At 56.2% G+C, this 24,985-nt stretch carries 14 protein-coding genes; 4 read left to right on the top strand and 10 right to left on the bottom strand.

Translation table 11 applies throughout. The features are described from left to right. Positions 1-125 precede the first annotated feature (125 nt). Positions 126-1,100, bottom strand: a complete 975-nt coding sequence (locus ACEWFR_RS09750) for a glycosyltransferase family 2 protein (protein WP_374060841.1) — start codon at positions 1,098-1,100, stop codon at positions 126-128. A gap of 235 nt (positions 1,101-1,335) precedes the next feature. Here ACEWFR_RS09750 and ACEWFR_RS09745 point away from each other — a divergent pair, with 235 nt between their 5' ends. Beyond that, positions 1,336-2,601: a hypothetical protein gene (locus ACEWFR_RS09745; protein ID WP_374060840.1), complete on the top strand. Its 1,266-nt coding sequence runs from the start codon at positions 1,336-1,338 to the stop codon at positions 2,599-2,601. 389 nt (positions 2,602-2,990) lie between these two features. Here ACEWFR_RS09745 and ACEWFR_RS09740 read toward each other — a convergent pair whose 3' ends face one another. The 5 genes from ACEWFR_RS09740 to glmM form a co-directional block, all read right to left on the bottom strand. Beyond that, positions 2,991-4,613 carry a polysaccharide biosynthesis C-terminal domain-containing protein gene (locus ACEWFR_RS09740; RefSeq protein WP_374060839.1) on the bottom strand — a complete coding sequence of 541 codons (1,623 nt, stop codon included), beginning with the start codon at positions 4,611-4,613 and terminating at the stop codon, positions 2,991-2,993. Positions 4,614-4,959: 346 nt separating this feature from the next. After that, entirely contained in the window at positions 4,960-6,468 is a 1,509-nt protein-coding gene (locus ACEWFR_RS09735) for a right-handed parallel beta-helix repeat-containing protein (RefSeq protein WP_374060838.1), read from the bottom strand. Between the two features lie 432 nt (positions 6,469-6,900). Beyond that, positions 6,901-7,563, bottom strand: a complete 663-nt coding sequence (locus ACEWFR_RS09730; protein WP_374060949.1) for a helix-turn-helix domain-containing protein — start codon at positions 7,561-7,563, stop codon at positions 6,901-6,903. 284 nt (positions 7,564-7,847) lie between these two features. Then, on the bottom strand, positions 7,848-9,533 hold the full coding sequence (locus ACEWFR_RS09725; protein ID WP_374060837.1) for an alkaline phosphatase family protein: 1,686 nt from the start codon (positions 9,531-9,533) through the stop codon (positions 7,848-7,850). A gap of 186 nt (positions 9,534-9,719) precedes the next feature. Further along, positions 9,720-11,057, bottom strand: coding sequence for a phosphoglucosamine mutase (gene glmM / locus ACEWFR_RS09720; protein WP_374060836.1), 1,338 nt, complete (start codon positions 11,055-11,057; stop codon positions 9,720-9,722). A gap of 365 nt (positions 11,058-11,422) precedes the next feature. Between glmM and ACEWFR_RS09715 the strand changes: the two genes are divergently transcribed. Then, positions 11,423-12,985 carry a tyrosine-type recombinase/integrase gene (locus ACEWFR_RS09715; RefSeq protein WP_374060835.1) on the top strand — a complete coding sequence of 521 codons (1,563 nt, stop codon included), beginning with the start codon at positions 11,423-11,425 and terminating at the stop codon, positions 12,983-12,985. A gap of 445 nt (positions 12,986-13,430) precedes the next feature. Here ACEWFR_RS09715 and ACEWFR_RS09710 read toward each other — a convergent pair whose 3' ends face one another. Then, positions 13,431-14,168 (bottom strand): hypothetical protein, encoded by a 738-nt coding sequence (locus ACEWFR_RS09710; protein WP_374060834.1) that lies wholly within the window; start codon positions 14,166-14,168, stop codon positions 13,431-13,433. A 146-nt stretch (positions 14,169-14,314) separates the two neighbouring features. Here ACEWFR_RS09710 and ACEWFR_RS09705 point away from each other — a divergent pair, with 146 nt between their 5' ends. Together ACEWFR_RS09705 and ACEWFR_RS09700 are read left to right on the top strand one after the other, a co-directional pair. Next, on the top strand, positions 14,315-15,436 hold the full coding sequence (locus tag ACEWFR_RS09705; protein WP_374060833.1) for a hypothetical protein: 1,122 nt from the start codon (positions 14,315-14,317) through the stop codon (positions 15,434-15,436). A 176-nt stretch (positions 15,437-15,612) separates the two neighbouring features. Next, positions 15,613-17,013, top strand: coding sequence for a hypothetical protein (locus ACEWFR_RS09700; protein ID WP_374060832.1), 1,401 nt, complete (start codon positions 15,613-15,615; stop codon positions 17,011-17,013). A gap of 364 nt (positions 17,014-17,377) precedes the next feature. Here ACEWFR_RS09700 and ACEWFR_RS09695 read toward each other — a convergent pair whose 3' ends face one another. From ACEWFR_RS09695 to ACEWFR_RS09685, 3 genes are read right to left on the bottom strand one after another with little or no spacing between them, the layout of a single operon-like run. Further along, the gene (locus ACEWFR_RS09695) at positions 17,378-17,926 is read right to left on the bottom strand and encodes a TATA-box-binding protein (RefSeq protein ID WP_374060831.1); all 549 of its coding nucleotides are present in this window, start codon (positions 17,924-17,926) and stop codon (positions 17,378-17,380) included. Further along, on the bottom strand, positions 17,926-20,862 hold the full coding sequence (locus ACEWFR_RS09690; protein ID WP_374060830.1) for a DEAD/DEAH box helicase: 2,937 nt from the start codon (positions 20,860-20,862) through the stop codon (positions 17,926-17,928). The genes ACEWFR_RS09695 and ACEWFR_RS09690 overlap by 1 nt, the downstream gene beginning before the upstream one ends. After that, the gene (locus ACEWFR_RS09685; protein WP_374060829.1) at positions 20,855-24,985 is read right to left on the bottom strand and encodes an Eco57I restriction-modification methylase domain-containing protein; all 4,131 of its coding nucleotides are present in this window, start codon (positions 24,983-24,985) and stop codon (positions 20,855-20,857) included. Before ACEWFR_RS09685 ends, ACEWFR_RS09690 begins: the two co-directional genes overlap by 8 nt.

The following is a 24,985-nucleotide window of genomic DNA, read 5'->3' as shown; positions in this document are numbered from 1 at the left end:
GCTTTACTACAGGTGCGATAACCGATGGAAACGGAACCGTTTCGGTTCTGCAATGGTTCGCGTCGAGAGAACGCGCACGCTGCGCTCGTTCCGAATCAAAAACGATCGGCCGCGAACGGGCGCGTTCACCGAGAACGTGCGCGCTGACCGAATATGAGTGCGACGAGCAGGAAGCCGAGGGTGAAAACGACCGGAAGCGGTCGCCGTCGAACCCCGGTGCCGGTGACCCAGCAGATACCGGGGTACGACCGCGGCGACGTGGCGGCGTTCCGCAAGTGCCACGCCCCTCGCAGGAATCGTCCCTCTGCGAGGTATCGCTTCGCGAGGATGAGTTCGTGGCTCGAGCGAATGTCGTACCCCTCGTTCTCGAAGCGTTCGACCTTGTCTTCGTACGCCGAGAGATACTGCCTGCTCGCGTTTTTAATGACGTCGGCTGATGGGTGACCGGTATCGTCACGGTAGACGAGAACGTCGTCGACACAGGCGAGTTTCCCCTGCTCGAGGACGCGGAGACAGAACTCCGGGTCCTGGAACCGATCCAGTTCCTCGTCGAAACCGCCGGCGTCCCTGGCGACCGCCGTGCGGACGAGCAGCGTCGAACCGGCTCCGGGCTGGACATTGTCCGCAAGGATCTCACCAACCAGCTCCTCGCCGCCCTCTTTTGTGGGATCGTCGTCCCCTCGAGCGAGCGCGGACGCGGCGGTCGACCGGAGCCAGCCGCTCGTTCCCGACAGATCGTACGCCGTGTCACAGTAGGCCCCGACCCAGATGCTCGAGCGGGCTTCGAGGGCCGCGAGCTGGCGCTCGAGTTTCGCGGGGTGCCAGACGTCGTCCGAGTCGAGGAAGGCGACGTACTCCCCGCGTACGTGTTCGAGTCCCGTGTTCCGGGCGACGTTTGCACCCTGGTTGGTCGCGTGGATGATCGTCCGAACTCGCGGATCCTCGTACGCGGCCAGCACTGACTCGGTGTCGTCGGTCGAACCGTCGTCGACCACGACGACCTCGAGGTCGTCGATTGTCTGTTCGAGCGCGCTGTCGATCGCGCGTCCAAGCGTCGCCGCTCTGTTGTACGTCGGGATGATGACGCTGACTCGAGTCATTTACCGGACGTACCTCTCCCGATCGGTTTATTATCACGTAGATAAACGCCGTTGGCCGTCGGTATCGTCTCTCGCGGTGGCGTGCACGCAGCGCCGTCGGTACCGACACGCTGAGGCGAATCGGTAGAGCTGCAGCAACCGATCGTCGTCCGGGGACAGCCGATCGGTCTCATCGGTTGACAGGGGCCGGCTAACAACTGTATAAGAAAGATCAAACGATCCGTCGACGTGGGTAATGACGAACAGAAACCGACGATCGTTTGTGACGACCGTTGCAGCGGCTGGAACGCTCGGACTCTCCGGTTGTCTCTCTCAGTTGCGGGAGTGGCGTGGCGGCGATACCTCGTCGCCGGCGGAGTCGACGCCGAACGGAGACGCCGATCAGTCTGGCACCGACAGACTGCCGGCGCTTCCTGGGGAATCGATCGATGACTTCGAGTCCCTCAACGACTGGATCGCGATGATCGACGGCGGCACCCTCGAGGCTGGGACCGACGATCCGTACGGCGGATCGCAGTCGGCTCGCCTCACCGCGAGCGAGGACACGGAGCACGCGGCGATCTACAAGGCCGTCGACGGATTGGACCTGCGCGGTTCGAACCTCTCGCTCGCCGTGAAGTTCACCGACCGCGAGCAGCTTCGACTCTCGCTCGAGCTGTTTGCGCCGAACTCGCGAAACGCGTACGTGCTGCAGCGAACGCTCATCGGACCGTCCGATCGGTGGGTACGCGTCGACTTCGGCACCGGTCAGATCGAGGGGGAGCCGGATTTGACGGACGTCAGTGAGATTCGACTGACCGCTCGCCGGCGCGGTGACACGTCCGGCTCGATCGACTGCCAGGTCGATGACCTTCGCGTCGTCGATCGTCCGGCAACGGGCAAAGTAATGCTCCTGTTCGACGGGATGTTCGAAAGCCACTACGCGGAGGCCTTCGAACGAATGGAGCCCTACGGCTACGCGGGCGTCGAAGCGGTCATGCCCGAAGCAGTCGGGCAGGGTGACCGGCTCACGATCGACAGGCTCGAGGAACTGAGCGACGCGGGCTGGGACATGGCGGCCCGGCCGCGAACCGGCGCTCATTTCCTCCACGAATACCCCCCTGAAGAGCAAGCGCGGATGATTCGAGACACGAAACTGTATCTCGAGAGCCGCGGCTTCGAGGACGGCGCGAAGCACTTTATCACCCCGCGGAACGTGCTCAGCCCGACCGCTCGCGACCTCGTCGAGGAACACCACGAACAGGCGTTTCGGTTCGGCGGCGGTCCGAACGGGCTGGCGCTCACCGACCCCTACAACGTGGGATTCTTCGCCGGCGGTGCCGACGACGAGACGAAAATGTACGTCGACTACGCCGCCAAGTACGGCCAGCTCGCGGTGTTGCAGTTCGATTACATCGGGACCGAAGACGGCATCAGCGAACGCGAGTTCGAACGCGTCCTCGAGTACATCGACGGGCAGAACGTCGAGGTCGTGAGCGCGACCGACCTGTTAGATTCGTAACGTGTACCGACGGTGGCTCGAGGAGTGTCTCCATCGACCGCTGAACGGCCCGAAGTTTTGCTTGTGTTGCCAGTCCATTACAGTAACACCGCCACGGTTCAGTCCATTACAGTATCACCGCCACGGCTCAGTCCATTACAGTATCACCGCCACGGCTCACTGTGAGACGGGCGAGAAGCCCTTGCAGATGACGCTCACGGGGGGGACAGAGTTGGAACCCTCTTCTTTGCGTTCACCAAACCGAAGGTCTCGTGCAGCCGGTCGGAACCGACGGGTCTGGAGACGACGACTGACTGGTATTCTCTATGCGGGGACGCCTCGCCGTCGTCGGGCTACGCCCGACTGCGTGAGGGAGCGTTGCTTCCCCTCCGTTTCCGGCGAGGAGACTGTCACATTCCGGGATCAAGGATCCCGAACGCGAGCCCCGAGAGTAACAACGACAGTCCAGCGAGGAACAGCAGACTCTGCAACCAGTTACGGCCCGAGCCGTCGGTCTCGCTGTTCACGAGACGGGTGGTAATGCCGTCCGCTTTCGCGCCGATCGGATCGGGAAATAGGGACAGTATCTCGAACGGTTCTGCTATATCGATCGCTCCGACCAGCAAGGCGAACATGATGAAGATTCCGAACCCGACGGGTGGAACGACTGCGAGCGCAATCCACGGATTCGTGATTGCCGTCGAGAGGGCAACGATAGGGACGGCTGCCAGGAGCGTTGTCAGTGCTGCCCGACTGAGCCGGGCATCCGCGAGTGGATCGAAGCCGACGAGTCGGGCGCTCCAGCAGTGGAAGACGAACATCGACCCGTATCCGATGCTGGTCGCGATGGCCGCGCCTCGCATTCCAAACGGCGGAATAAGGGCGAGGTTGAGAACCAGGTTGATCAGGGCCGCGCCGCCGGTGGCTATGACCGGATACCGAAGCGTTCCTTCCCCCTGTGAGACCGCGAGAATCGGTCGCGCGATCGCGAACCCGAGCGCGCCGGGGAGCAACAGCAACAGGGGCGTGATCGCCGGTTCGGCCTCAGCACCGAAGTAGATCGGGACGGCGACGTCTGCCAGCGCCGCGAGTCCGACGGCCATGACGGCCGTCAGCAGAAACGTATAGCGCGTCGTCCGAGAGACGAGTTCCGAAATCTGTTGATAGCGGTTCTGCGACCACAGCTCTGATGTCGAGTGGACGAATACCGTCTGGATCGCCATCGGGACGAACCAGAGGAACTCGGCGATCGTCAGCGCTGCCTTGTAGTTACCGACCGCCGAATCCGACTGAAACCGGTTGAGCATGATGATATCGATGTGATAGAGCGACATCATCAGGAAAATCAGCGCAATGCTCATCGAGTTGAACGTGAGCATCTCCGTCCGGGGAAACCGTTCTGTCGGGCTAGAGAAGACGGACGACAGCGAAATCCGTCGGTGAACGAGAAGGAGTCCGACCACGCCGACGAGGAGGCTCGCGAACAGATGCCCTGCGAGCGCGCCCATCACACCGACGCCGAGGTAGGTTAGCGGGATTGCGACTGCGACGAAGCTAACCTTGTCGAGAACCTTGAGCGGTTCCGAGTATCGCTCGAGGCCGAATCCCATGAGCGTCTTCCGTCCGAAGTCACGGAACTGTGCCGTGATAACGAGCGCCGCGAGGACGTAGAAGTAGATCGTCAGCTCGGAGCCGAAGGCGAAGCCGACGAGCCCGAACTTGGTCGCGAGTACCAGCAGGAGCGCCCCGAGACCGGCCAGCAAGATCGCCAGCCGGAAATAAAAGCCGACGACGTGTACGCTCCAGTTCGCCACAGCGCGGTCCTCGGCGAGGAACTTTCGGACGCCGTCCGTGATCCCCGAACTGACGAAGATCATGTAGATCGCGAAGATGGACAGCAAAAACGCGTACTCGCCGAACGCCGACGCACCGAGAAATCGGTACAGCAGCGGCGTCGAAAGCGCAGTGACGACCAGTGCGACGATTTTCGCGCTGACGACCGAGACGACGCCGCTCGTAATACTCCTGTTCACGGTTTCCCCCTGATTCCTTCGAGCTGCCAATCGACAGCCATCCCTGCCGACGATCGGTCACGATCCGACGTACTCACTGTACGAAGACGGTGTCCACAGCGTGGCGTTATTATACGGGGGCTAAATGGCCTCGAGAGCCGTATTCACGGAGATATAGTTGTGGATCCGCAACGGAGAAATGGCGAGAGTCAGCGATGAAGAAACGGGAGAACGGGGAGAAGAAGCGATGGAAAACGGATACTACTATAGTAGCCACTGAAACGATTCACATACTGATCGGACAGCTGTCGGTCGATCAGGCGTGCAATGACTTGCAGTGACTACTATAGCGGCCGCGCGTCGCCGACTACTGGTACGTGTTCTTCCAGGTCGTGACGTCGCTCGCACCGAAGTTACGGATCCCATTGACCAGTCTGTTGTCCTTGAACGCCGGGCTATCACACGACGCGTAGAGACAGGCGGCCTCGAGACCGGACGACGATTCGAGGTCCGAATCGAGAACGAGGGATTCGGAGCCGATGTCGATGTACGGATACTTGCTGGCACGCAGGTTGGATCGGTAGATCGTCAGGTCCGCGCTCGTGTTGACGATCGCGTTCCGGTCCACACCGGCGCGACCCTGTTGCTTGATGTCGACGACGTTGAACCGGCAGTTGTCCCGTTCGCAGCGAATCCCGTCGCGGAAACCGCCGTCCTCGCCCGCCTGTCCGTCGATCGTGAGGTACTCGGCGAGAACCCGTCCGCTGCTGTCGCTGTCCTGTATCCACAGCGGATAGCCACCCGAGGTCTCGTGGGTGATCGTCGTGTCGACGATCGTCGTGTCTCCAGAGACGGGTGAGCAGACGATCCCGTGGTTCACGTCTTCGCCACGGATATCGAGCGTTGTTTTCTCGATACGGGCGCTCTCACAGGTGTTCATTACCGAAATCGCGTGACTGGACGGCATGGGGGAGGTGATGTTGACGGCTGCACCACGGATCTTGAAATCGCGACCGTTTTCGACCCGAATCCCCCGCTGGATCGTGTCCTCCGGTCGACTCGATTTGATTTCGACTGTCGGCCACCGGATTTCGCTGTGGGTGCCGCCGACGCGAACGTTTGCCCCGTTGCTGTCCCAGTACCAGCCGCCCTCGACGATGATCTTGCCGTTGCCGCCCGACGCGTAGAGTCCGTTGCTCGGGAACGGCCCGACCCAACAATTCTTGAACGTGAGCGTCCCCTCGTTCAGCGTGGCCTCGATACCGATCGGTCCACGCCAGTTGTTACCCGCGTTCGGGGTGTTGTTGATCCACGCGGCGCCGTCCGGAACGCGGAACCGTTCGACGATACCTCGGCCGTCGGGATCGGTAATGTTGAACAGTCCGGGTCCCCAGGTCCCGCTATCGTGTTGGCCGTGGACGGTGATGTCCCGCACTTCGAGGCGCTCGGAGGCGTACGTCTCGATCGTTCGGATCCCCGTGTCGGGGGCCCGCTGGTCGACGTCGAACCCTTCGAATCGAACGCGACCACCGGGTCTTGACGACACGCCGAGCCGGAAGAGACGATACCGCGGGCCATTGAACTCGTGAAAGTCCGCCGGAACCAGCGTCGCATTCTCGCCGACGACGCCGAAGTTATCGAAACCGGTGAATCTGAACTGCTCGTCCATGAAGTATTCCCCTTCGGGAAACACGAGCAGTGTATCGTCATCTCGGAGTTTCTCGAGCACGGGCGTGATCGATTCCGAGCCGGTATCGTCCGCGCCGGCCTCGGTCACGTCCACGACGGTCGCGTAGTCGTCGTAGTAGTGTCCATACCGATCTGCGGACGCGGTGGCTGTTGACGTCAGTCCGATTCCGGCGGCACATGCCGCCACTGTTCCTCCCAGAAACCGACGTCTCGACTGTGTTTTCGAAGGTCCTCCCTCGGAAGACGGCTGACCGTCATTCCCCTCGACTAACCGAGAGCCACGAGAAACGTCACGATTCGAGCGCTGCATACCACTTCTATCCGACATTGAAAGTCACTTCGTTGTGAGTGATGATGGGGTCCAGTATCTATGGATTCGGATAGCAAGCTTTTAAGTGAGAATGCGATTCCTGTTATCGATAGGGGCATACAAGTCCTATTTTTGAAATGGTTGCCCAACATACAATTAGGAACGGGAATTAGCTGGGTGCAGACGACTCTTCGCCGTTAGATGGACTTTAACAGCTCTTTAAATGCCGATATCGGGCTTGATCATTATACTGTATTGCAGTTATTTATCGTGAATTATCAACCAATATAGTATTTGGAGGCGGCCGATCTATCCGTATTCGTCTGGCGCGCGATCGTTCTCGAGCGTCGCGGCGATCAGTTCGGAAACGGCGCGCCGTATCCGCTGGGAGACCGCCGAATCCGAGATATCGAGCCGACTAGCGAGATCGTCCTGCGTGGCCCCGCGTGGGACCTCAAAGTAGCCGGCGTAGTAGGCCATCGTGAGGATCTCGTGTTGTTGTTCGGTCAAGAAGTAGGTCTGCTCGTCGGAGACCGACGAGTCGTACAGGTGGTTCACGTGAAACGAGATGCCCCGATCGAGACACTGGCTCCGAAACGCCGACAGCACGTCGCGATCGGGGAGGTGAACCCGTGCGCACCAGCCACCCTCAGCGCTCGTGATTCGAAAGGCGAACAGGCCGGCTTCGGCACAGCGATCGGGAACGATCTCGAGATCGGTCTCGACGACGACGCGATAGATCGACCGATTCTCGAACGTCGCGACGCACGTCGCATTCGCGATGGTCGGATCCGCAGCCATTACCTCCTCGAGGGCCTCGTGCTCGTCGCCGAATGCGGAGACGAACTGGAGGCGTTGCTCGCCGGTCATCGCTCCGTACTCGTAGCGGAGCGTCACACCCGATCGGTGCTCGATCGTCGGCACTAACGGAAGCTCGTCGTGGACGAGGCGGATCGCTGCGATAAATCCCATTGAGAGATCGATGTCGTACACCGATATTGGCCCCAGGAACCCATACTTATAACGCGGGTAAGAGGGTTGTCGTAGGCCAAATCGACCCGCTCGGCTCGGTAGGGCAGACGAATTCTGTCAGTCAGTGCCGGCGCACCTGCGACTCACCGTGCGGGTGCGTCAGTACACCGTTCCAGCGGACCGTTCCATAGGAAGTATCGGCGCCGTTCAGAGCGTCGGCATACAGGACCGAGAGACGCGACCGAGTCGAGAATCACGAACCGTCCGGGTGGCGACACTGCGTCTCAGTTCATGTATCCGAGATCGGCCAGCCGGTCCGTCACGTCTCCGTCAGCTGCCGGTCTGTTCGTCTCCTCCCCCTCCTCGTACTCCGGATAGGACGTCGACTCGCCCGAATCGACGACGGGGACGACGGTGCCGTCCATGCGGTCGCTGTAGGGGACCCCCATCGCAGCCATGATCGTCGGCGCGACATCGAAGAGGTGCGCCCGCTCGAGCGCGGCGTCTTCGTCGATTCCCTCGCCCGCCGCGATGAAGACCCCGTCGAGCTTGTGGTTCCAGGGTTCGGCCGGGCTGAAGTAATCGCCCTCGCCTAGCTGCTCGGAGAGCATGTGTTCGAAGTCAGCGGGAATCGTGACGATGTCGACCGTCTCGTCGATTTCGTCACCGTGGAAGTACTGCTCGCGCGGCGCGACCGTCTCGAAGAACGGCTCGCCATCGGGCGTCTCGACGGCCTGTAGCATTCGAATGAGGCTCTCTCGGAGTTCCTCGTACTCCTCCGGTGGAACGACGCCGTTTGGCTCCCGGCCCTCGAGATTGATCCGAACGCCGAGTTCGGTCCGGGCACGAACGTAGGCCTCCGATTCGGCGAAGTCGACCTGTTCGTTCGCCGTTCGAGTGATTCCACCCGGCGCGTGCTCGATGGCGACGTCCGCAAGCCCGACCCACTCGAGCGCGGTCCTGACCCGCCGGGCGGTAACGCCGAATCGCGCGGCGACAGACGCCGCGCGTGCGACCGTTCCCGGCTCCCACGTGTCGTACTCCTCGCCCTCGCGCAGGCGTCTGCGCATCGGCGTCCAGGACGGCATTCCCTTGCCGCCGGTCGTCGTCTCGAGGAACCCCACGTCGCGGAGGTACTCGTTGATCCGGAACTCGTAGCCGTCGTACGACCCCATCCCGTGGTCGCTCACGAGGAAGACGCGGTCCGGATCGCAGGCCTCGAGGATCGACGCGATCTGTTCGTCAGCCGCCTCGTAAACGGGATCGATGTGGCGTTTCTCGCCGCTGAGCTCGTGGAAGACCGTGTCCGTCTTCTGGAACTGGACGAAGCCGAAGTCGGGGTCGAACTCGTCGGCGAGATAGCGAAACGCCTCCCCGCGCATCCGGACGAGATTCCGATACTCCTCGATCTTCGCGTCGTCCGAGAGCGAGTCGTCGTCACGCGTGTAGTTCGGATAGACGCGATACTCTCCGATCGCGTCGCGGACCTCCTCGAGGAGCCCGTCGGGATGGCACGGCGGATCCTCGGGGCCGAGGAATCCCGGGATGACCGCACCGTCGAACTCGTCCGGCGGGTGGGTGACCGGGGCGTTGACGACGACGCTCGAGCGGTCGTGTCGATCCAGCAGCGTCCACAGCGGATGCTCGTGGACGTCGTCGTTGCTCGTCACGTGCCAGTCGTAGCCGTCGTACCCGACGAAGCCGACCACGCCGTGTTTGCCGGGATTGACGCCGGTGTAGATCGACGGCCAGGCGCTCGGCGTCCACGGCGGGATCTGCGACTCGAGGGGCGCGGCTACTCCCGCCGAGCAGAGCCCTTCGATGGCCGGGATCCGATCGTCTTCGAACAGCCGCTCGAACACCGGCAGACAGCCCGCATCGATGCCGATGAGCAGCGTGTCCAGTCCGTCCGATTCGCTCGCGGTACTCCCCGTCGATGTCGCATCATCACGACGAAACGCCCGAGTCATCGTTTCTGTTGTCTGTTTATATCCAATAGTTTCGTTCGACCGCTGCCGTCGTCCCACGGCAGCAGTGTTGTTCGTTGCACCACGTATCTACATTCGACATAGAACACGGCACACTTCATTATCGATGCGTTAAACCCGACAGAGAGGCCCGAATACCGCGTATTTAACAACTGAACCGACCGATGGTCACGATCGGATTCCGGCCATGGTCGCGATCGCGGTCTCGAGGATGCCGACGGCATCGGCTTCCAGTCGTTCGGCCCTGGACTCGTCCCGTGCTTCGACCGTGAGCCGGACGACCGGTTCGGTACCGCTCGCGCGCAAGAGGATCCAGCCGTCGTCGACATCGACGTAGACGCCGTCGAGCGTGTCGACATCGTCGTATCGTTCACTGACGCGATCGCGAACCTGATTCATCACCGCGATTTTCTCCTCGACCGAAACCGACGCGCGGCGGATCGGGTACGTCTCGACGCCGTCAACGAGCGACGAGAGCGGCCCGAGATCGGCAACGAGTTCCACGAGCTTGCACGCGGCGAGGGGGCCGTCCGGACACAGTGTTTCGTCCGGCCAGATCCAGGCGCCGCTCGGTTCGCCGCCGAAGACCACGTTCGGCTGCGTCGCGCGGTCGGCAACGAACGTGTCGCCGACCCGCGTTCGGCTCACCGACGCGCCCACGGCCGCCAGCGCGTCGTCGACCGCCATGCTCGTATCGACCGGCGCGGCGACCACGTCGCCGTCCGTCGCGGTCTCGCGTGCGAACAGGGCCAGGAGCACGTCTTTCGGGACGAACGAGCCGGTCTCGTCGACGGCTAGCATCCGATCGGCGTCGCCGTCGTGAGCGATCCCGACACTGGCGTCCGTCGCTTCGACGAGCGCGGAGAGGTCGCCGAGAGTCTCTCGAGTCGGCTCGCTCGGTCTCCCGGGGAAACGTCCGTCCCGCTGTCCGTTCAGCGTGACGACATCACAGCCCAGCTCCGAGAGCACGCGCGCGGTTATCTCCCCGGTCCCGTTCCCGATGTCGACGGCGACGCTCGGCGGGTCGTCGATCGACACGGACTCGGTTATCGCCGTCGCGTGTTGATCGGTCGAATCCTCGAGCGACTCGAGCGAGCCGTGTCCGTCCCAGGGCCGCAGGTCGTACTCGTCCGCCTCGACTCGCGTCGCGATCGCGTCCCGCTGGTCGGAATCGAACGCCTTGCCCGACGCGGCCCAGAGCTTGATCCCGTTGTCCGGCGCGGGATTGTGCGAGGCCGTGACGACGATCCCCGCGTCCGCGTTCTCCCGCGGGACCGCCCTCGCAATCGTCGGCGTCGGCGCAACCCCCGCCTCGAGCACGTCCGCGCCACACTCGCGCAATCCAGCGGTCAATGCATCGGTCAGGACCCTGCCACTCTCTCGAGCGTCCCGCCCGACGACGACGCGGTCGTAGCCGTCGGACGCGACGGCCCGACCGACCTCGAGCGCGAGCTCGGCCGTTATCTCCTCACCGACGGTTCCGCGGATACCACTCGTTCCGAACATAGTGACTATCCTCGAGACAGAAGGGATTACTATAGAGATGTTAGACGAGTACGGTGTGTTCCCGTAAACGTTCTTGAACAGTGCCGTCTCTCGGTATACTACCGACGCGATGTCTGTGACGACGGCGATATCCTGTCAATCGTGTGGTGGACTGAGAAGGTATCCATGTGACTCCCGGTCAAATTAATATAAAATATCTGTCATAGTCCCGGGCGGATTCGAACCGCGAGGACTCGGATCCTCTCGTCCTCTGGGTTCGGAATCCGCTGGACTATCCGCTCGTCACGTCCGTTCCTCGCAGGATAGTCCCGGGCGGATTCCCTCCGGAAAGGTATTAATCCTTTAGAGAGAGTTTCTGGACACTCGTGCCCAGCGTCAACGACCCCAACAATGATAAAATCCGCCTCCAGAAACGCCTCAAAGACGTCGAAACACTCCCCGATAAAGAAAAAGGCCTTGTCAAAGTCTGGATTAACAACGAACTCGACTCTTCGGCAGAATCCACCCAAGAACGGTACATCGCACAGCTCATCACAGTCCGCAACCATCTCGGGATTCCGCTTGACTGGGAAAATGACGAGGGGGATAAACTCACAGAAGAAGAAATCGAAGAACTACACGTACCGTTGCATGAAGCGGTTAAGGAAGAATGGGTCGGTTCAATTGGTGACCTTTCGCAAGAACGCGACTGGACAGACGGTACAAAACGGAATTACGGGAAAGCAGTTCGGTCGTTTCTAGAAGAAGTCGAAGACGACGTTTGCGCGAAGAAGGAAGACATCAATCTCGCTACCGACGACTCCGGAGGGAAAATCGACGAGGACGACGTCCTTTCGCTCCCAGAAGCACGCACCCTGATTGACGAGGCCAGCAATCGGCTGCGAGATCAAGCAATGTTTTCTGTCCTTCTCGACTTGGGGTTGCGAATTTCAGCTCTCTGCGCTCTGCGAGTCAAAGATTTCGAGTTCAATGAGGGAGCACGGGTTGGTGAAATCACGCTGAACGACGAAGCATTAGGGCAAAAGGGAAGTGGTGGTCGTACGCACGTCGCAACAATCAGTTCAGGGCATATTCGTAGCTATCTGAGAAACGAGCACCCGCGACCGGACGAACCCGAAGCACCTCTGTTTCACAAGATTGGTCGGCACTATAATCCCGACAAACCGAGCGACGACGGATCAGTTAGCCCTGCCATGTTTCGACGTCGTATGCGTCGTCTCGCCCGTGATACAGACATCCCGGAACGGAAATTACATCCACATAACATGAAGCACAGTGCGGTCACGATTTGGGCGCTCAGAGGATTATCCGACAGAGAAATTGAGTACAGAGCTGGATGGGCTAGAGAGTCCGGGCAACTGAAACGCTACGAACACCTCACTGGGGAGGATATCAATAACCAGATTTTGGATACGTTCGGTATCGAACACGAAGATTCAACCGCGACTATCGCAGCCATAGATAGCTGTCCGAACTGTAACGTGTCCGTCGATACTGGGATGCGCTACTGCCCGCAATGTGGTCAACAAATCGACATGGAGATGCGACCCGACTGGTTCAACGAATACATCGACGAACACGGGGAAGATGACGGTCTCGCCGAAGCTCTTCTCGACAATCCATCTCAAATCACCTCAAAGCCAGAAGACTTGCCTGAATCACTCCGCAGTCCGCATCAGGACAAAATCGAGAACGTGGTCGGGTACTCACTGATGGGTTCGGTTAGTCCCGCGAATTCTGACACCGTACCTATCTCGCTCCCGCACAAAGACCAACCAGGGGAAACTACAGTGTATGTGCCGTTCGGTGCTCTAAAAGATCATGGAGGCGACAACCTCTCTGTTTCACGCACCAACGACGGACTCCTTTCGCTACTGGATGCCGACGGGAATGTTGTTGAAACGGTCGATCCTCTCGGGGTCGAGTAATTCTTAGCAAGAAACAGGGTGTTTGTCGTCAGAGTGCGAATCCCCGCATGGACTCGGAGTTCCAGTTGAGACTTCTGAAATTAGCTTGTTGTTCCAAAAATGTTGACCGGAGCCACGGGTAAATCGTTACGTGAACTAATCCTCGCACAGGCAATCAAAGATACTCGATACGAGAACTGAGGCACACTGCGTGCCAGCGAACGAAGCAAGCGATATAACGAGCAAATCCGCGTCATCTAAACCAGTATCGGGCCACATTGTGGCCACAAAGCACTGAGATGCGGTCTACCAGCGCAGGTAGTCCGTCCCGAAGCCGACGTTTTTAGACGCTGTATTCCGGGTTAGTACGTAATACGAGCAACTGCCATCAAATTATTTTAACGGAGGTCTGCCACGCCGGGGGTCTCGGGACTTCTGTTAACCCCAATAAGATTCAACAGCTTGTCTACTGACCAACTTCATGCGGCTGTTTGGCCTTCCTAACTGTCAAACCAGACCGAATACCGTGATTCCTCGCGGATTCGTATGCGCGGAGAACCAGATCTGCATCAGTTAGTTCTTCGGTGTCGAAGCTTTGGACGGTTAACTCGGGAACAGTGGTCAGGGACGTTGCATCAATTCCGGCGTATCCCTTCACTGCTCCCCCGTCGTCAATCAGGTCAATCGCCAGTTCGTTCCCCGCGGTGAGCCCACAATACGCACAGTCCGACTGGCCGAGACTGGTTACGATTCCGTCGGCTCTGAGGTCTGCAAGCATGTCGTGTATTTGAATCGAATACTCGCTTGAATCACGTAGCTCGGCTTTCTCTCCAGCGTTATACTCGACGCCATCCAAGCAGAGGCGAGGATGGGGATATACGCGCTCGCACCCTTCATTTAGGGCACCAAGCACGGGTTCTGGATAGGCGAGTGGCGGATTCAACTCACCAGAATCGCAGTATGTACGAATCACATCATCGAGAAGCTGGTCGTGAGCGTTCTCCGGTACTAGTTGACACACTTTCGGGTGTAGCGTGAGTTTCTGGTCGTTTCTCACACGTAGGAGGTCGGAAACAAAAACAGGATGGCCGCCTGGAGCATTGCGAATTTCGAGTTCTTGTTCGTTTGCATAAGCGGAAAGCTCGTCGGCAATCGTCGCGGAGACCCCTGTCAGCTCATCAAGATTGGAACTGAGATAGTGCACAATATCAATACGGCTTGAGACGGTAGGAGCGGCTCAACGTTGGACGGCAGGTTCGAATCTGTTGTAGACATCACGACAATAAGTCAACCCACCACTTATAAACCTCTGGGAATGGGGGTGTTTCACACATTACACTCTGGAGACACTTGTCTGACAAGCCGTTAAATACCCAGATTGGGTTCTTTTCACATACAATGCCCTCCCCAAATACAGAACACGTCTGGCCTGAATTCAATGGGAACGTTGAATTTTTGCCAGCTACTTCGGCCAAGAAACCCGATTTTGCCCTAGAAAACGTTACTCCCGCACGCCGCGACTGGCTTCCAGATCTACTCGAGGGTCTACTCCCTTGGGTCGTCGAAGCAGTGAAGGAAGTCGCAAAGTGCCACGATCCGAAACTTCTCCATATGCCACGTCAGGGACATGTCCCTGTAATTCTCAACGAATTCTACCAAGTGAAGGCTGTTGGTGGCTGGTACCCATATGCTGCTGCGGAATTCACTGTGCGAGTGGGGGGTTTACCTCGTGAAGATTGGCCAACTCGACATAGTGAGGATCGACCACCTTCCGTCGATACGTTAGTCAAGATTGGTACAGGGTATCACGAACTGAATACAGGTATTGGTAATCTTGAACCAGGGCCAATGCAATTGATTGCCCTCGCACCAACTACGCCCCGAGTTTCGCTGTTACTGGATGAGTCGGCTTGGCGGAATACACAACGAGCTCAGCGGAAACAAGGGCTCAAAACGATCGCCATCCTCTCGAAGACCTGTGCGATTGATCTCGTAGCATCGCCTTCGCTCGAAGCATTTCTCAGAGATAGACATCCAGAATGGGTCGATACCTACCTTACTGAGAGCAACAACACGCGCACAGCAGATAACACCGCTTCTGTTTCAGTCGATAACGAGGTTGACCCCCAGTCTGTCTATGAAGCTCTCCAATCATTCACTCCCAGAGGTGGGAGGCTTCGGTTATTGGCTGCTATCCCATCAAATGAAGAAGAATATCGAGAGATCCGGGAACTCAAGGCCGATAGCAGCCTCGGCTTGAGTCCAGGGACTATTGATCGCTACTACAGGGAACTTGAACAAGACCATGGGTTCTTGGCAGTGGATGATCGAGGATGCTATAATTCTGTCACTCTCACTCCTGCTGGTAGGTTTGCTCAGGGACTCCTGACTGAGGATATACAGATCCGCCATCCCCAGCAAGCCCGGTTTAGCGACGGCCTGACCACACCCCCCAACTGCACACAGGGATAGTGTTGGGGGCAAATTCCACCCACCCAATAGAGGTGGGCCAACCCCTCGAAGCTTGTCTCGGGGCCAGTGCTGGAGGTTTCGGACAGCCCAGCACCCGCAAGCTACCGCCGGCCAGTTGTTGGCTTACTGAGCAAGAGCTCGTAGATCGACTTGCTGGGGGCAAGTGCGCACGGGGTGTGACTCTCGTCAATGACCGGATATCGGAATTTGATGATGGGCGAGTCACCCACATTGGACACTCGGGGGATGAAGTCCACGTGGCTGTTCAGTGGGGTGGCCCTATACCTACCCTTGTGCGTCTTGGTGTTGCCTTACTAAGCGAGCGTGCGTTCGATCGGATTCTTACGACGTCACGAGTAGACCCACTACTCTCAGGAACAACAGCCTTCGACACCCTCCGTCTTGGGCGTCAACTCGGCTGGCTGTCCGACACCGAGCAGAATTACGACGATCTTCGGGCACGGTACGAGTCCGTAGGTACTTCCTTGCTCTACCGGCTCGGAACGCGGAATCAGAGCCCCGAGATTTGGTCACGTCTATGTTGCGAGGCTCACGGCCTTCTCGCAACAGCCACCAATCTCTACGACGCAGCAGGCGTTGATCTCACCATCCATATTCGTCTGCCTGATACCGACCAGCTAACGCGAGATGACTCTAGGTACAATCGGTTCATCACCTTTGTGAAAAACACCGTACCAAAAAATGCCGCTTATCGGGGGAACTCAGCCTCCAGGATGCTTCTGGAGGAGGACGGGGACAAACTGGGGTATCGGCTGCCGGTTGATATTGACGATACTGACCGTGATGCTGACCTCACCGCTGATTGGGTCGTTGTTGGGCCAGATGTCACGAGCTTCCGCGATGACATCGTTGAGGCCTTCGACTCGGTTTCTATTCGAGAACAGGTTGCTAATGGTACCGAGGAGGGCATCCGTATCCCTATCGAGGTTACTACAGCGAACACATATTCGAATCTTCAACAAACCGTCCAGACTATGCTTGAACGGCTAGGGCGACCTATTAGTGACAACCTCGATGTGCCGACGGTTACGAGGTTCTATTTACTCGTGTTCGGTAATATTCCGCATAAGTCCTTAACGTGTTCTCCATTCGACATTGCTGAAGCACTGATAGCCACAGATCGTCTCGCATCCACAGATGATTCCTTTACGATGCCGGCCTTGCTACGAGGATTGGGTGCTGTAGATTCAAAAAAGATTTATCCTTGGTTACCACCGACAGCACGGGAGTTCATGCGTGTACTATTCGAATCCGACACTCCACTGAAACGTTCTGAGATCCTTGAAGCAGCTGATCTCTCCCAGACGTCATATGAGCGGCACAGGGGCAATCTTGAAAAGTCGGGGTTGCTTGTAGAGAAAGAAAAATACCACTATGAGGCCACTCACCCAGGTCAATGGCCCCAAGATGGTATGTCTTCGCTAGCCGAGAACGCTGATGCTGACGTCCAAAACTGGATCATGTATCAGAATCTCCTCGATGCTCAGGTTAGGGCACAAAGCGTGATCTCGACCCAGAACCCATCACGAAGCTTGTCAAGGGTGTATATTGGCTGAACCAAAGCACTGAATCCGCTGTTGATGGGGTAGATAGTCGTCCAAGCCGGCTCTCCCAAGGATTAGTCGTTTTGTAGCGGTCGAAGATCTCGCCAACGGAAGTGCATGCGCTCGCCACACTCGGTTTCAACGAGATAGCTGATGCTATCGCGTGGATCACCCGTTTCGGTTCCAGCTGCGTCCTCCGTTACCTCAATAATTGTGCCCTCACTGCCATGCCACTTTTCGTAGTCAGGATCGCTCGTATCTGGGATATCTATCCGAACAGTATCTCCCACATCGAATCGATTCATGAATTCGTTTCCTCCATTCCGTGTATTGTGGTCATGAAACCCATAGAGCTGCAATAACGCTGTTCTCCACGTCAGGTCTCTATCAGATTCTGAATGCGGGTTTGTAACTGAGAGAATGCTTCCTCTGCCGTTGCAACATCTGCTGCACCCGTAATCACAACTTTCCCGTTTGCAAACACCAGTATGACCGCTCCAATCTCGGGTGGACGGTATACAAGCCCCGGAAACTGCTCTGGTTCGTACTCGACCGCTTCCAATCCAAGGCCAATTGATAGCGTGTTAAGATCCACCGTTGAATCGAGTTCTTCAGTGCAGACGACGTTCTGGACGGTGAACCCTGGGTCAAGAGACTGATCGCAAATTCCGAGGTCTGCTAACTGGCTGATGAACTCCTCGTTTGTAGTTTCCAACTCTTGGAAGCTGGAACAACCACTAATAATGTATTTTCCGCTCCGGTACACCGTAATTAGAGGCCCACCTTCCACAAGCCGAACGTAGAGCCCGTGATAGTTCGAGGGGTCGTATTCGGTAAAGGGAACACTCAGATCATCACCAAGAGTCTGAAGGTCAAGCTCGACGCCCAGATCGCCCGAACCAACGGCGTTCACAATAGTTACCATCAGATATCCTCACTGTTTGAAACTACGAATGCCGCCGAGACGAGGTCAGGCTCTTCCGGCGTGACGTGCTTCTCTTCTTCGAGATGGGAGAGCTCTTCGTCACGTTCTCTGCGTAGGTTTTCTAGCTGGCGTTCAGCGTTTCCGATGGGAGCGCTCATGTCCTTACCTTCCTCAGAACGTCGCTTGTATGTCTCCAAACGCTCTTCCCACTCGCTTATTTGTTCTTGGAAATAGCGCTCTGCATGTTCTCGCTTGATTTCGACTTCCCGTTCACGTTCGGCACGGGCCTCCTCGGCGAAGGATTCGACTCGATCCCACGCGGCCATCTCTGCTTGTTCATGCAGTTCGTTGGCCTTCGAGGCGATACGGTCAAGACCAGAAATCGACGAGATCTCTGATGGCGGGATGGTATCAACAAACTCCGGTGGTTCGTTCACTAACTCGCCTTCCTGGGTCACATAGAGGGGAACGAACTTCTCAGTTACAGCCTCACCAGCACCTGAAACGTACCCAAGTCGGTAATTGAACAGGATTCCTGGAGCCAACGAGTTGTCCGTTGTCGTTTTCACAGCGACTTGACCCTGCACCCGATTCGAGTCGAGACAGAACCCGATGAGTGATTGAGTCAACGGATGATCTAACGCAATGAATTCCACATCCTCCTCCTCGATGGCAACGTCTTTTGTGAAGGTGGCGCGAGGATATCGACTCTCTACGAGTCCCCCTACGAGGACGTCGGGAACATCCAACTGGAATACGTCGCCTCCTGTTTTCGCAGGGCCAGGTCGTACTCCTTTGATAGATCCGCCAAACTCCTCGAAGAAGACGCGTACGATAGTTTCGATGTCTGCTTCACTCACTTCGCCGTGCTGACTACGTTCGATGACCTCCAGGATCTCTTGGTCTTCGTCGGTGAGGTCGAACCGGTCTCGGATGAGGAAATCGTTTTCAACAGTCTGGAGGGCGTCCTTGCGCTCCTCCATTGTTGCTTCAATATCGGCGACAACCTCGTCTGTGGGTCGGCCCTCTGCAAGCGCCGACATTATGGTCTGGTCAAGGTCGAGGTCGTCAAGGACTTGTCCGAGAACATCAGACCGCATTCCGAGGTCGGATTCAATCTGGTTCGTCTTCTCGATGAGAAGGTTGAGTATCTCGCTTTCGCGCGTATCTTTGAAGAACAGGTTTCGGATCTCGACAGTTCGGTCTTGCCCATACCTGTGGAGTCGGCCCATGCGCTGGTCGATGCGAATCGGATTCCATGGCAAGTCGAAGTTTACCATTATATGGGCGAATTGAAGGTTGAGACCCTCCTGTGCGGCGTCAGTAGCAAGCATCAGATTCGCTTCTTCTTCGAATTTCTGCATCTCCTGACGGCGCCGGTCTTGGTTGAGGTCACCATAGACCTGTGCGATATCGTGGTCAGCGAATACCTCGTCCCGGAGGTATTCGAGCGTATCCGTATACTCGGTGAAGATCAGTATCTTCTCGTCTGGGTCTTCCTTCAGAATACGATCAACGAACTCCCGAAGAAGGCGGGCCTTCGAGTCCGTCTTGATGCTCTTAGCCTGCTGCCATAATTGCTTGACTCGGTCGAGCTCCTGATCGATCTGTGTCTGATTGAGCGTGATTGTAACCGTCTCAAGGGCTTCTTCGACTTTGGTACGCTCGGCATCAGTGAGCGTGTCGGGCTCCGTGCTGTAACGCGGGATGAGTTCCTGAACGTCATCAGGTAGTTCCTCCGCTACTGCATCGTTCTGAATCGCCCGCATTCGGTTCTCAAGCGATTTACGGATGGCATAGATGCTCGACACCAGCCGCTTCTGATAGACGACCATGGTGAAGCCAGCAGCCTGGTTTTCCTCCTGCTGGGCGAGGTTGTAGTACTCACGAATGTACTCGGTGACGTCATCGTACAACTTCCGCTCTTCCCGTGTCATCTCGACGGGAAGCGCCTCGATGTTCTTCTCGGGGAACATACGCGTCCCGTCGGCCTCGTACATGTCTTCCTTCAGCCGGCGTATCATCAGATCTTCCAGCGACTCGGGATTGATCTGCGATTCATGGCTGAAGCGATAGGGGTCGAGCAAACTAACGAGGAAGTAGAACTGATCGGATTTCCCCTTGTGTGGTGTCCCAGTGAGCAGCAAGAGAGAGTCAGAATTGTCAGCGACTGCCTCACCTACCCTATACCGCTGGGTACGCTCGATAGAATCGTCGCTTCCCCGGCGAGCAGTCAGATGATGGGCCTCGTCGAACACCGCTACGTCCCAAGGGACATCGAGGTTGCTGAGCGCCTCGAGCATATCGTCCTGTTTGGCGAAGTCAATCGAGGTGATGATGCGGTCTTCTTGAAGCCACACGTTCTGGTTAGGATGGGACTGGCGATGCGTTCGGACAGTCTCTCGATCGTAGACGACGAAATTCCGGTCGAACTTCTCTCGCATCTCCTCTTGCCACTGAACGGTCAGTGGTGCGGGAGCGACGATGAGGACACGTTCAGCTCGTTCCCGGGCGATGAGTTCTTCAATAACGATTCCAGCTTCAATGGTTTTCCCGAGACCGACTTCGTCACCGACGAGGTAGCGATGATCGTACGAATTCAGTATCTCGTAGGCGGCCTGCACTTGGTAGGGCTCTATCTCGATGCGATTGTTCGTCAGCGACAGGAAGCGATCGTATCGATACGCAAGGTCAAGGCGAGTCGCTCGTTCTCGAAGGTCGTATTGGATGGGATCGTTGATTTGTTTTGCCGCGAGACGATCTATGATCGAGTCGATCTTCTCGATATGGGGCAATCCACTCGGAAGTTTGCGTAGTTGCCCCTCTGATGTGTAAATATGGAGTAGTTGCCCTCCATTTGGACGCTGTTCGAGCTTCGTCACTTCTCCCTGTCCACCCGCGAATTTGATGTGGTCGCCGACCTCGAAATCAGTCATTCAAAAGCCAAGATTCGATTGTTTGCCTTTCATCGTCAGATATGTCATAGAGTTCATAGACAAGATCGTTAATTGTGTTCTCAGCCTCTTTTGTTTCCTCTTTAAGCTCAGATGCTTGCTCTTTGACGTCGAGATAACGTTGTAAGTCAGCTGCTGTTCTGTCAGTTGATGGGAGAGTAAGCTGTTCAAGACGTTCAATAAGGGATTTTGTTTGAGTGGCCTCTCTTCTGAAGCCTGCGAATCCCTCTGCTTGTTCGATTGCGTACGGCACAAACTCTGTGATTAGAACCTCTTCTTCTGGCGAGAGCCCAATAAAGTTCATGGCAGGTATTGGCTCACTTTCAGTGTAACCCCATCTATCAGTATCATGCTGATCTGGGTCGTCTGGCTTGTACCTAACCGTAACTCGAAGTTGCAGTTTTCCAGGCTTCTCGACTATGTCCGCGGTCTCTATGCGTAAGCCATCTTGTGTGGATTCATCTTCGGTTAGCTTTGAGGAGCCGAGGCCTTCCGGTGGTGAATATATTTTGGCTAATGTCTCCCCGTCAAAGTCTTCCCCTGAGGTTCCGATATAATCAAAGAGGTTGAGGTTGAGATGTCTATGACTGCCGCTCGCATCTATGGCAGTCTCTACCTCGTCGATAATCTGTTGCTTGACTTGTTGACTCGGATTTTCCATTATTGACAACTTTTCCAAGAATTGGGTATTGTACTCGTAATAGCCCCCTCTTTTTGGAACAGACCTTGTCTTCAAGTCAAACTCAATCAAGTTTGAATTCAGAAGGCCGAGAAGATACTTTATATTGATATCATCGGGGTGTATCCCGAATGCTTTTGTGTTGAAATAGTAGCCCTCTGAATCAAGACAGAAAATATTCCTATTTGATATCTCCTGCACCAGGATCTTTTCGTCACTAAAGACGCTATTCTCACGTGGCCGCCACAGCTCATACCACTCTTTGTTCACTTTTTCATAGTACGATCGCCCCTTCAAATCCTCTCGTCGTTCTAGCAAGTAATCGTGTGTGTTTGGATACTTCTTCTCCAGTTCCTTCTCGCTAATTAGTTGATCATTGGCAGTATAGGGGTAGAAAACTCTGGTATCTGGATGAGCCATCGTCCACCGAGAAACATCTTCTCCTCTCGCTAACGGCTTCCAAAGATCATTTTCAAGATTCTGTGCTTCCACCTCGTCTTTGTTTAATAAGAATACAGAATCTTTGCTTGTCACAAGCCCTTGCCGTATTCCAGTGGTCACCTCTTCTAAAGAGGAAGCTTGGTCTCTCAACTTTTCCAGTGCTTGAACTTGTTTCTGAGTCAGAAATTGCCATGGCTCCTCACTTAGAACATCGGTGACGATCTCAGAATAGTCCGATTCAGAGTATTCCAGTAAGTCTGTTAGTTGCTCATCTTCATCCAGCTTTTTGTAATGAGCTGTATTTTGTTTCTCCTTGTCAAATATGACGGTACAAGTGAAGTTGGTGGCATCGCCAAATATTTGCAGGTGCTGGAAGTCAAGGAGAGTTCGCAAGGAAGTATTCGTGACCAAGTATCGCCGTAACTCCCGACCATAGTCCCTCTTCATAAACATCGAGGGGACAATGAAGGAAACCATCCTCCGTGACAGGTCTACAGCATCTTCCATAAACGGGATATAGAGGTCAAATTTGCCACTGCAAGTGGAGTGGAAAGGTTCTATCAAGTCCTTCTGATGTTGTGGAAGGGTTTTGAAATCGACATAAGGAGGATTCCCTACGACAGCATCAAATCCTGAAGCATCTTTGGCAGACCCGTCTTGATCATAGAAAACTTCTGGGTACTCTAATCTCCAGTGGAAATAGCGGCCCTCCTCTGCCCGCGATTGTGCATCTTGATACCATTGTGACTCCTCTATATCATCCCATTTACCATCATCTTCTAATGCAGTAGCCATTCGTTTGTGAGCATCTGATGGAATATTGTCCAGGCCGACTTTCTCCGCTACCTGAACATTTGCCATAGCTTCGAGTCGTTGTCGAAGCTTGTTCCGTTCGAATTCGTCGTACTTAGCCTCCATCTCCTTGACATCGGCAAGTTCTTGGTTTTCAATAGCAATGAAATCTTGATATATTCGCATTAGCTGCTCGATCGTCCCTTTCCGAGCAACACCAAAGTCGGCAAGAGATGCGTTTTGACCGTCACCACCACTCTCGGATTCTAATTCCTCGATTTCCTCAATATCACTACCCACGAGAGAGTTCCCTGTTTTCAAGTGGTGGTCAAGAAACGCGAGGGGCTGTTCAGCGGCGAGTGTACGGAGCCAGAGTGAGACCTTCGCTAGTTCCACAGCAAGTGGGTTCAGGTCAACGCCATAGATACAGCGTTGAGCTACCTGTCGGCGAGCCCAATTAATGTCATGCTCTTGATTAACAGTCTCGATCCCCTGTTGTGCGGCCTGTTTCTCTTGTGCGTCGATGATTTCACGGGCGAGGTAATCGACTGTACTCGTAAGGAAGTGGCCACTCCCCATTGCGGGATCAAGAATCTTCAGGTCAAACACCCGTTCAGCGAATTCCGCTGCAAAGCCCCGATCTCCACGAGCACTCTGTGCCATCAGATCTTCGGTGATATCCGTGACGAGAGGCTCCAACGTATTTTCGACAATGTACTCAACAACATACTCTGGAGTGTAGTAGGAGCCCGTGGCCTTTCGCTCGCCAGAGCCAGTTGTAAGGTGTACCTCGCCTTCCTCCACAATTACCTCATCCCCATCGGTGGCAGTCACGTACTCCCCATCATCAAGCGCTAACGGCTCGTCAGCGATACTGAGCTTGTACTCGAGCAGTCCTTCGTAGATGCTCCCGAGGTGACGAACGTCAAGTGACGAGTAATCAACGAAGATTTTCCCACCATTGCCGTTGGCACTTCGAGTCAACAGTTCGATGACCTTGGCCAGATACGAATCACCTACTTCATGGTTAGCGAGGAATCGGGCCTCGGTGGTGTCGTCCTCATCGGGCTCAGTACGGAATAGACCGCCGTTGTACGCTGGAATGTAGAGGTCTTCTTCAGGAATCCCACGTGACTTACTCCCCTGGTCGATGAGCTTGAATAGCTCTTCGAGACGTGACCATAAGTTGTCCTGCCAGCCGCGGTATTTGGGCTCTGCACTGTCAAGCTCTTCTGCAATTTCCTGCTTGAGCGAGTTCAGGCTATACGATTCCTCATAGATCTCATTATTCGTATCGAGTAGGTCTCGGCCCTCGCTCTCGGCGTAGAGAACGAATATGAGCCGGTACAGATAGATGAGTGAGCTATCGTGTATTCGGTCGAGATCGTCCTCTCCGAGGTCATTATCGGGGTGTTTGGTAAACCCTTCAGCAAGGATTTTGATCGCTTCATAGATGTTGTCCTGGAGGTCTTCACCCAATTCCTGGGCGAAGACGTTACTCTCGCCGTAGACATCGTCGAGGAAACTATCTCCACCGGCGTCTTCGAGGAATGCCCCGTGACGGAAGAAGAGGTAGAAGTACTTGAAGTCCTCAAGATCGCCCTTTTCGAGTACCGTCGGTAGGTCTATCTCGTAGTACGAGTCGAGGCGATGGCTGGTCGGGCCGTAGTAGAGTCGCCATTTCTTCCCGTCCGTAAGGACGGCCCACCGTGCTGGGGTCTCTTGAAGATAGACGTGAATCTGATAGCTCGGGTTCTCGAAGTCGCGCTCGTGCTCGCCGCTACCCCGGGTGTCGAGAGGCCGACCCCACCGCTTCGCGTCAGCGACAGCAACCGTATTTTTGTAGAAATCGCCACCCTCCTCACGCCGTTCGAACGCACCTCGGGCTGCATCTTCCGACTCGAAGAAGCCGTAATCCGGACGTCGCTGCGTCCGGCTAGTACTCTCCTCGACCTCGAAGGGAATCCCGAGTTTCCGGAACATCGGACGGATGAACTTCTCTTCGAGTTGCGATTCATTGCGCTTCGGAGCTGTCGATTTTTCTCGGTTCCAGAGCTCCAGGATCTCTTCACGAGCTTCACGAAGTTCGTCGTCAGTAACTTCGTCCCACTCCTCCGTCTCTGGGAGGTGCTCGTCAAGGTAGTAGTTCGAGAACAGATCGCGGTTCGTACGGTAGGTGAGTGACGTTTGCAT

Source organism: Natrinema sp. H-ect4, from assembly GCF_041894845.1.
Lineage (GTDB): Archaea > Halobacteriota > Halobacteria > Halobacteriales > Natrialbaceae > Natrinema.
This window is presented reverse-complemented; position numbering and strand designations above follow the sequence as displayed.

Bases quoted from the DNA above. Each gene is read 5' to 3' on its own strand.
- ACEWFR_RS09695 (WP_374060831.1), bottom strand. From the start codon at position 17,926: ATGGTAACTATTGTGAACGCCGTTGGTTCGGGCGATCTGGGCGTCGAG.
- ACEWFR_RS09685 (WP_374060829.1), bottom strand. From the start codon at position 24,985: ATGCAAACGTCACTCACCTACCGTACGAACCGCGATCTGTTCTCGAAC.
- glmM (WP_374060836.1), bottom strand. From the start codon at position 11,057: ATGTTCGGAACGAGTGGTATCCGCGGAACCGTCGGTGAGGAGATAACG.
- ACEWFR_RS09750 (WP_374060841.1), bottom strand. From the start codon at position 1,100: ATGACTCGAGTCAGCGTCATCATCCCGACGTACAACAGAGCGGCGACG.
- ACEWFR_RS09690 (WP_374060830.1), bottom strand. From the start codon at position 20,862: ATGACTGATTTCGAGGTCGGCGACCACATCAAATTCGCGGGTGGACAG.
- ACEWFR_RS09725 (WP_374060837.1), bottom strand. From the start codon at position 9,533: ATGACTCGGGCGTTTCGTCGTGATGATGCGACATCGACGGGGAGTACC.
- ACEWFR_RS09745 (WP_374060840.1), top strand. From the start codon at position 1,336: ATGACGAACAGAAACCGACGATCGTTTGTGACGACCGTTGCAGCGGCT.
- ACEWFR_RS09730 (WP_374060949.1), bottom strand. From the start codon at position 7,563: ATGGGATTTATCGCAGCGATCCGCCTCGTCCACGACGAGCTTCCGTTA.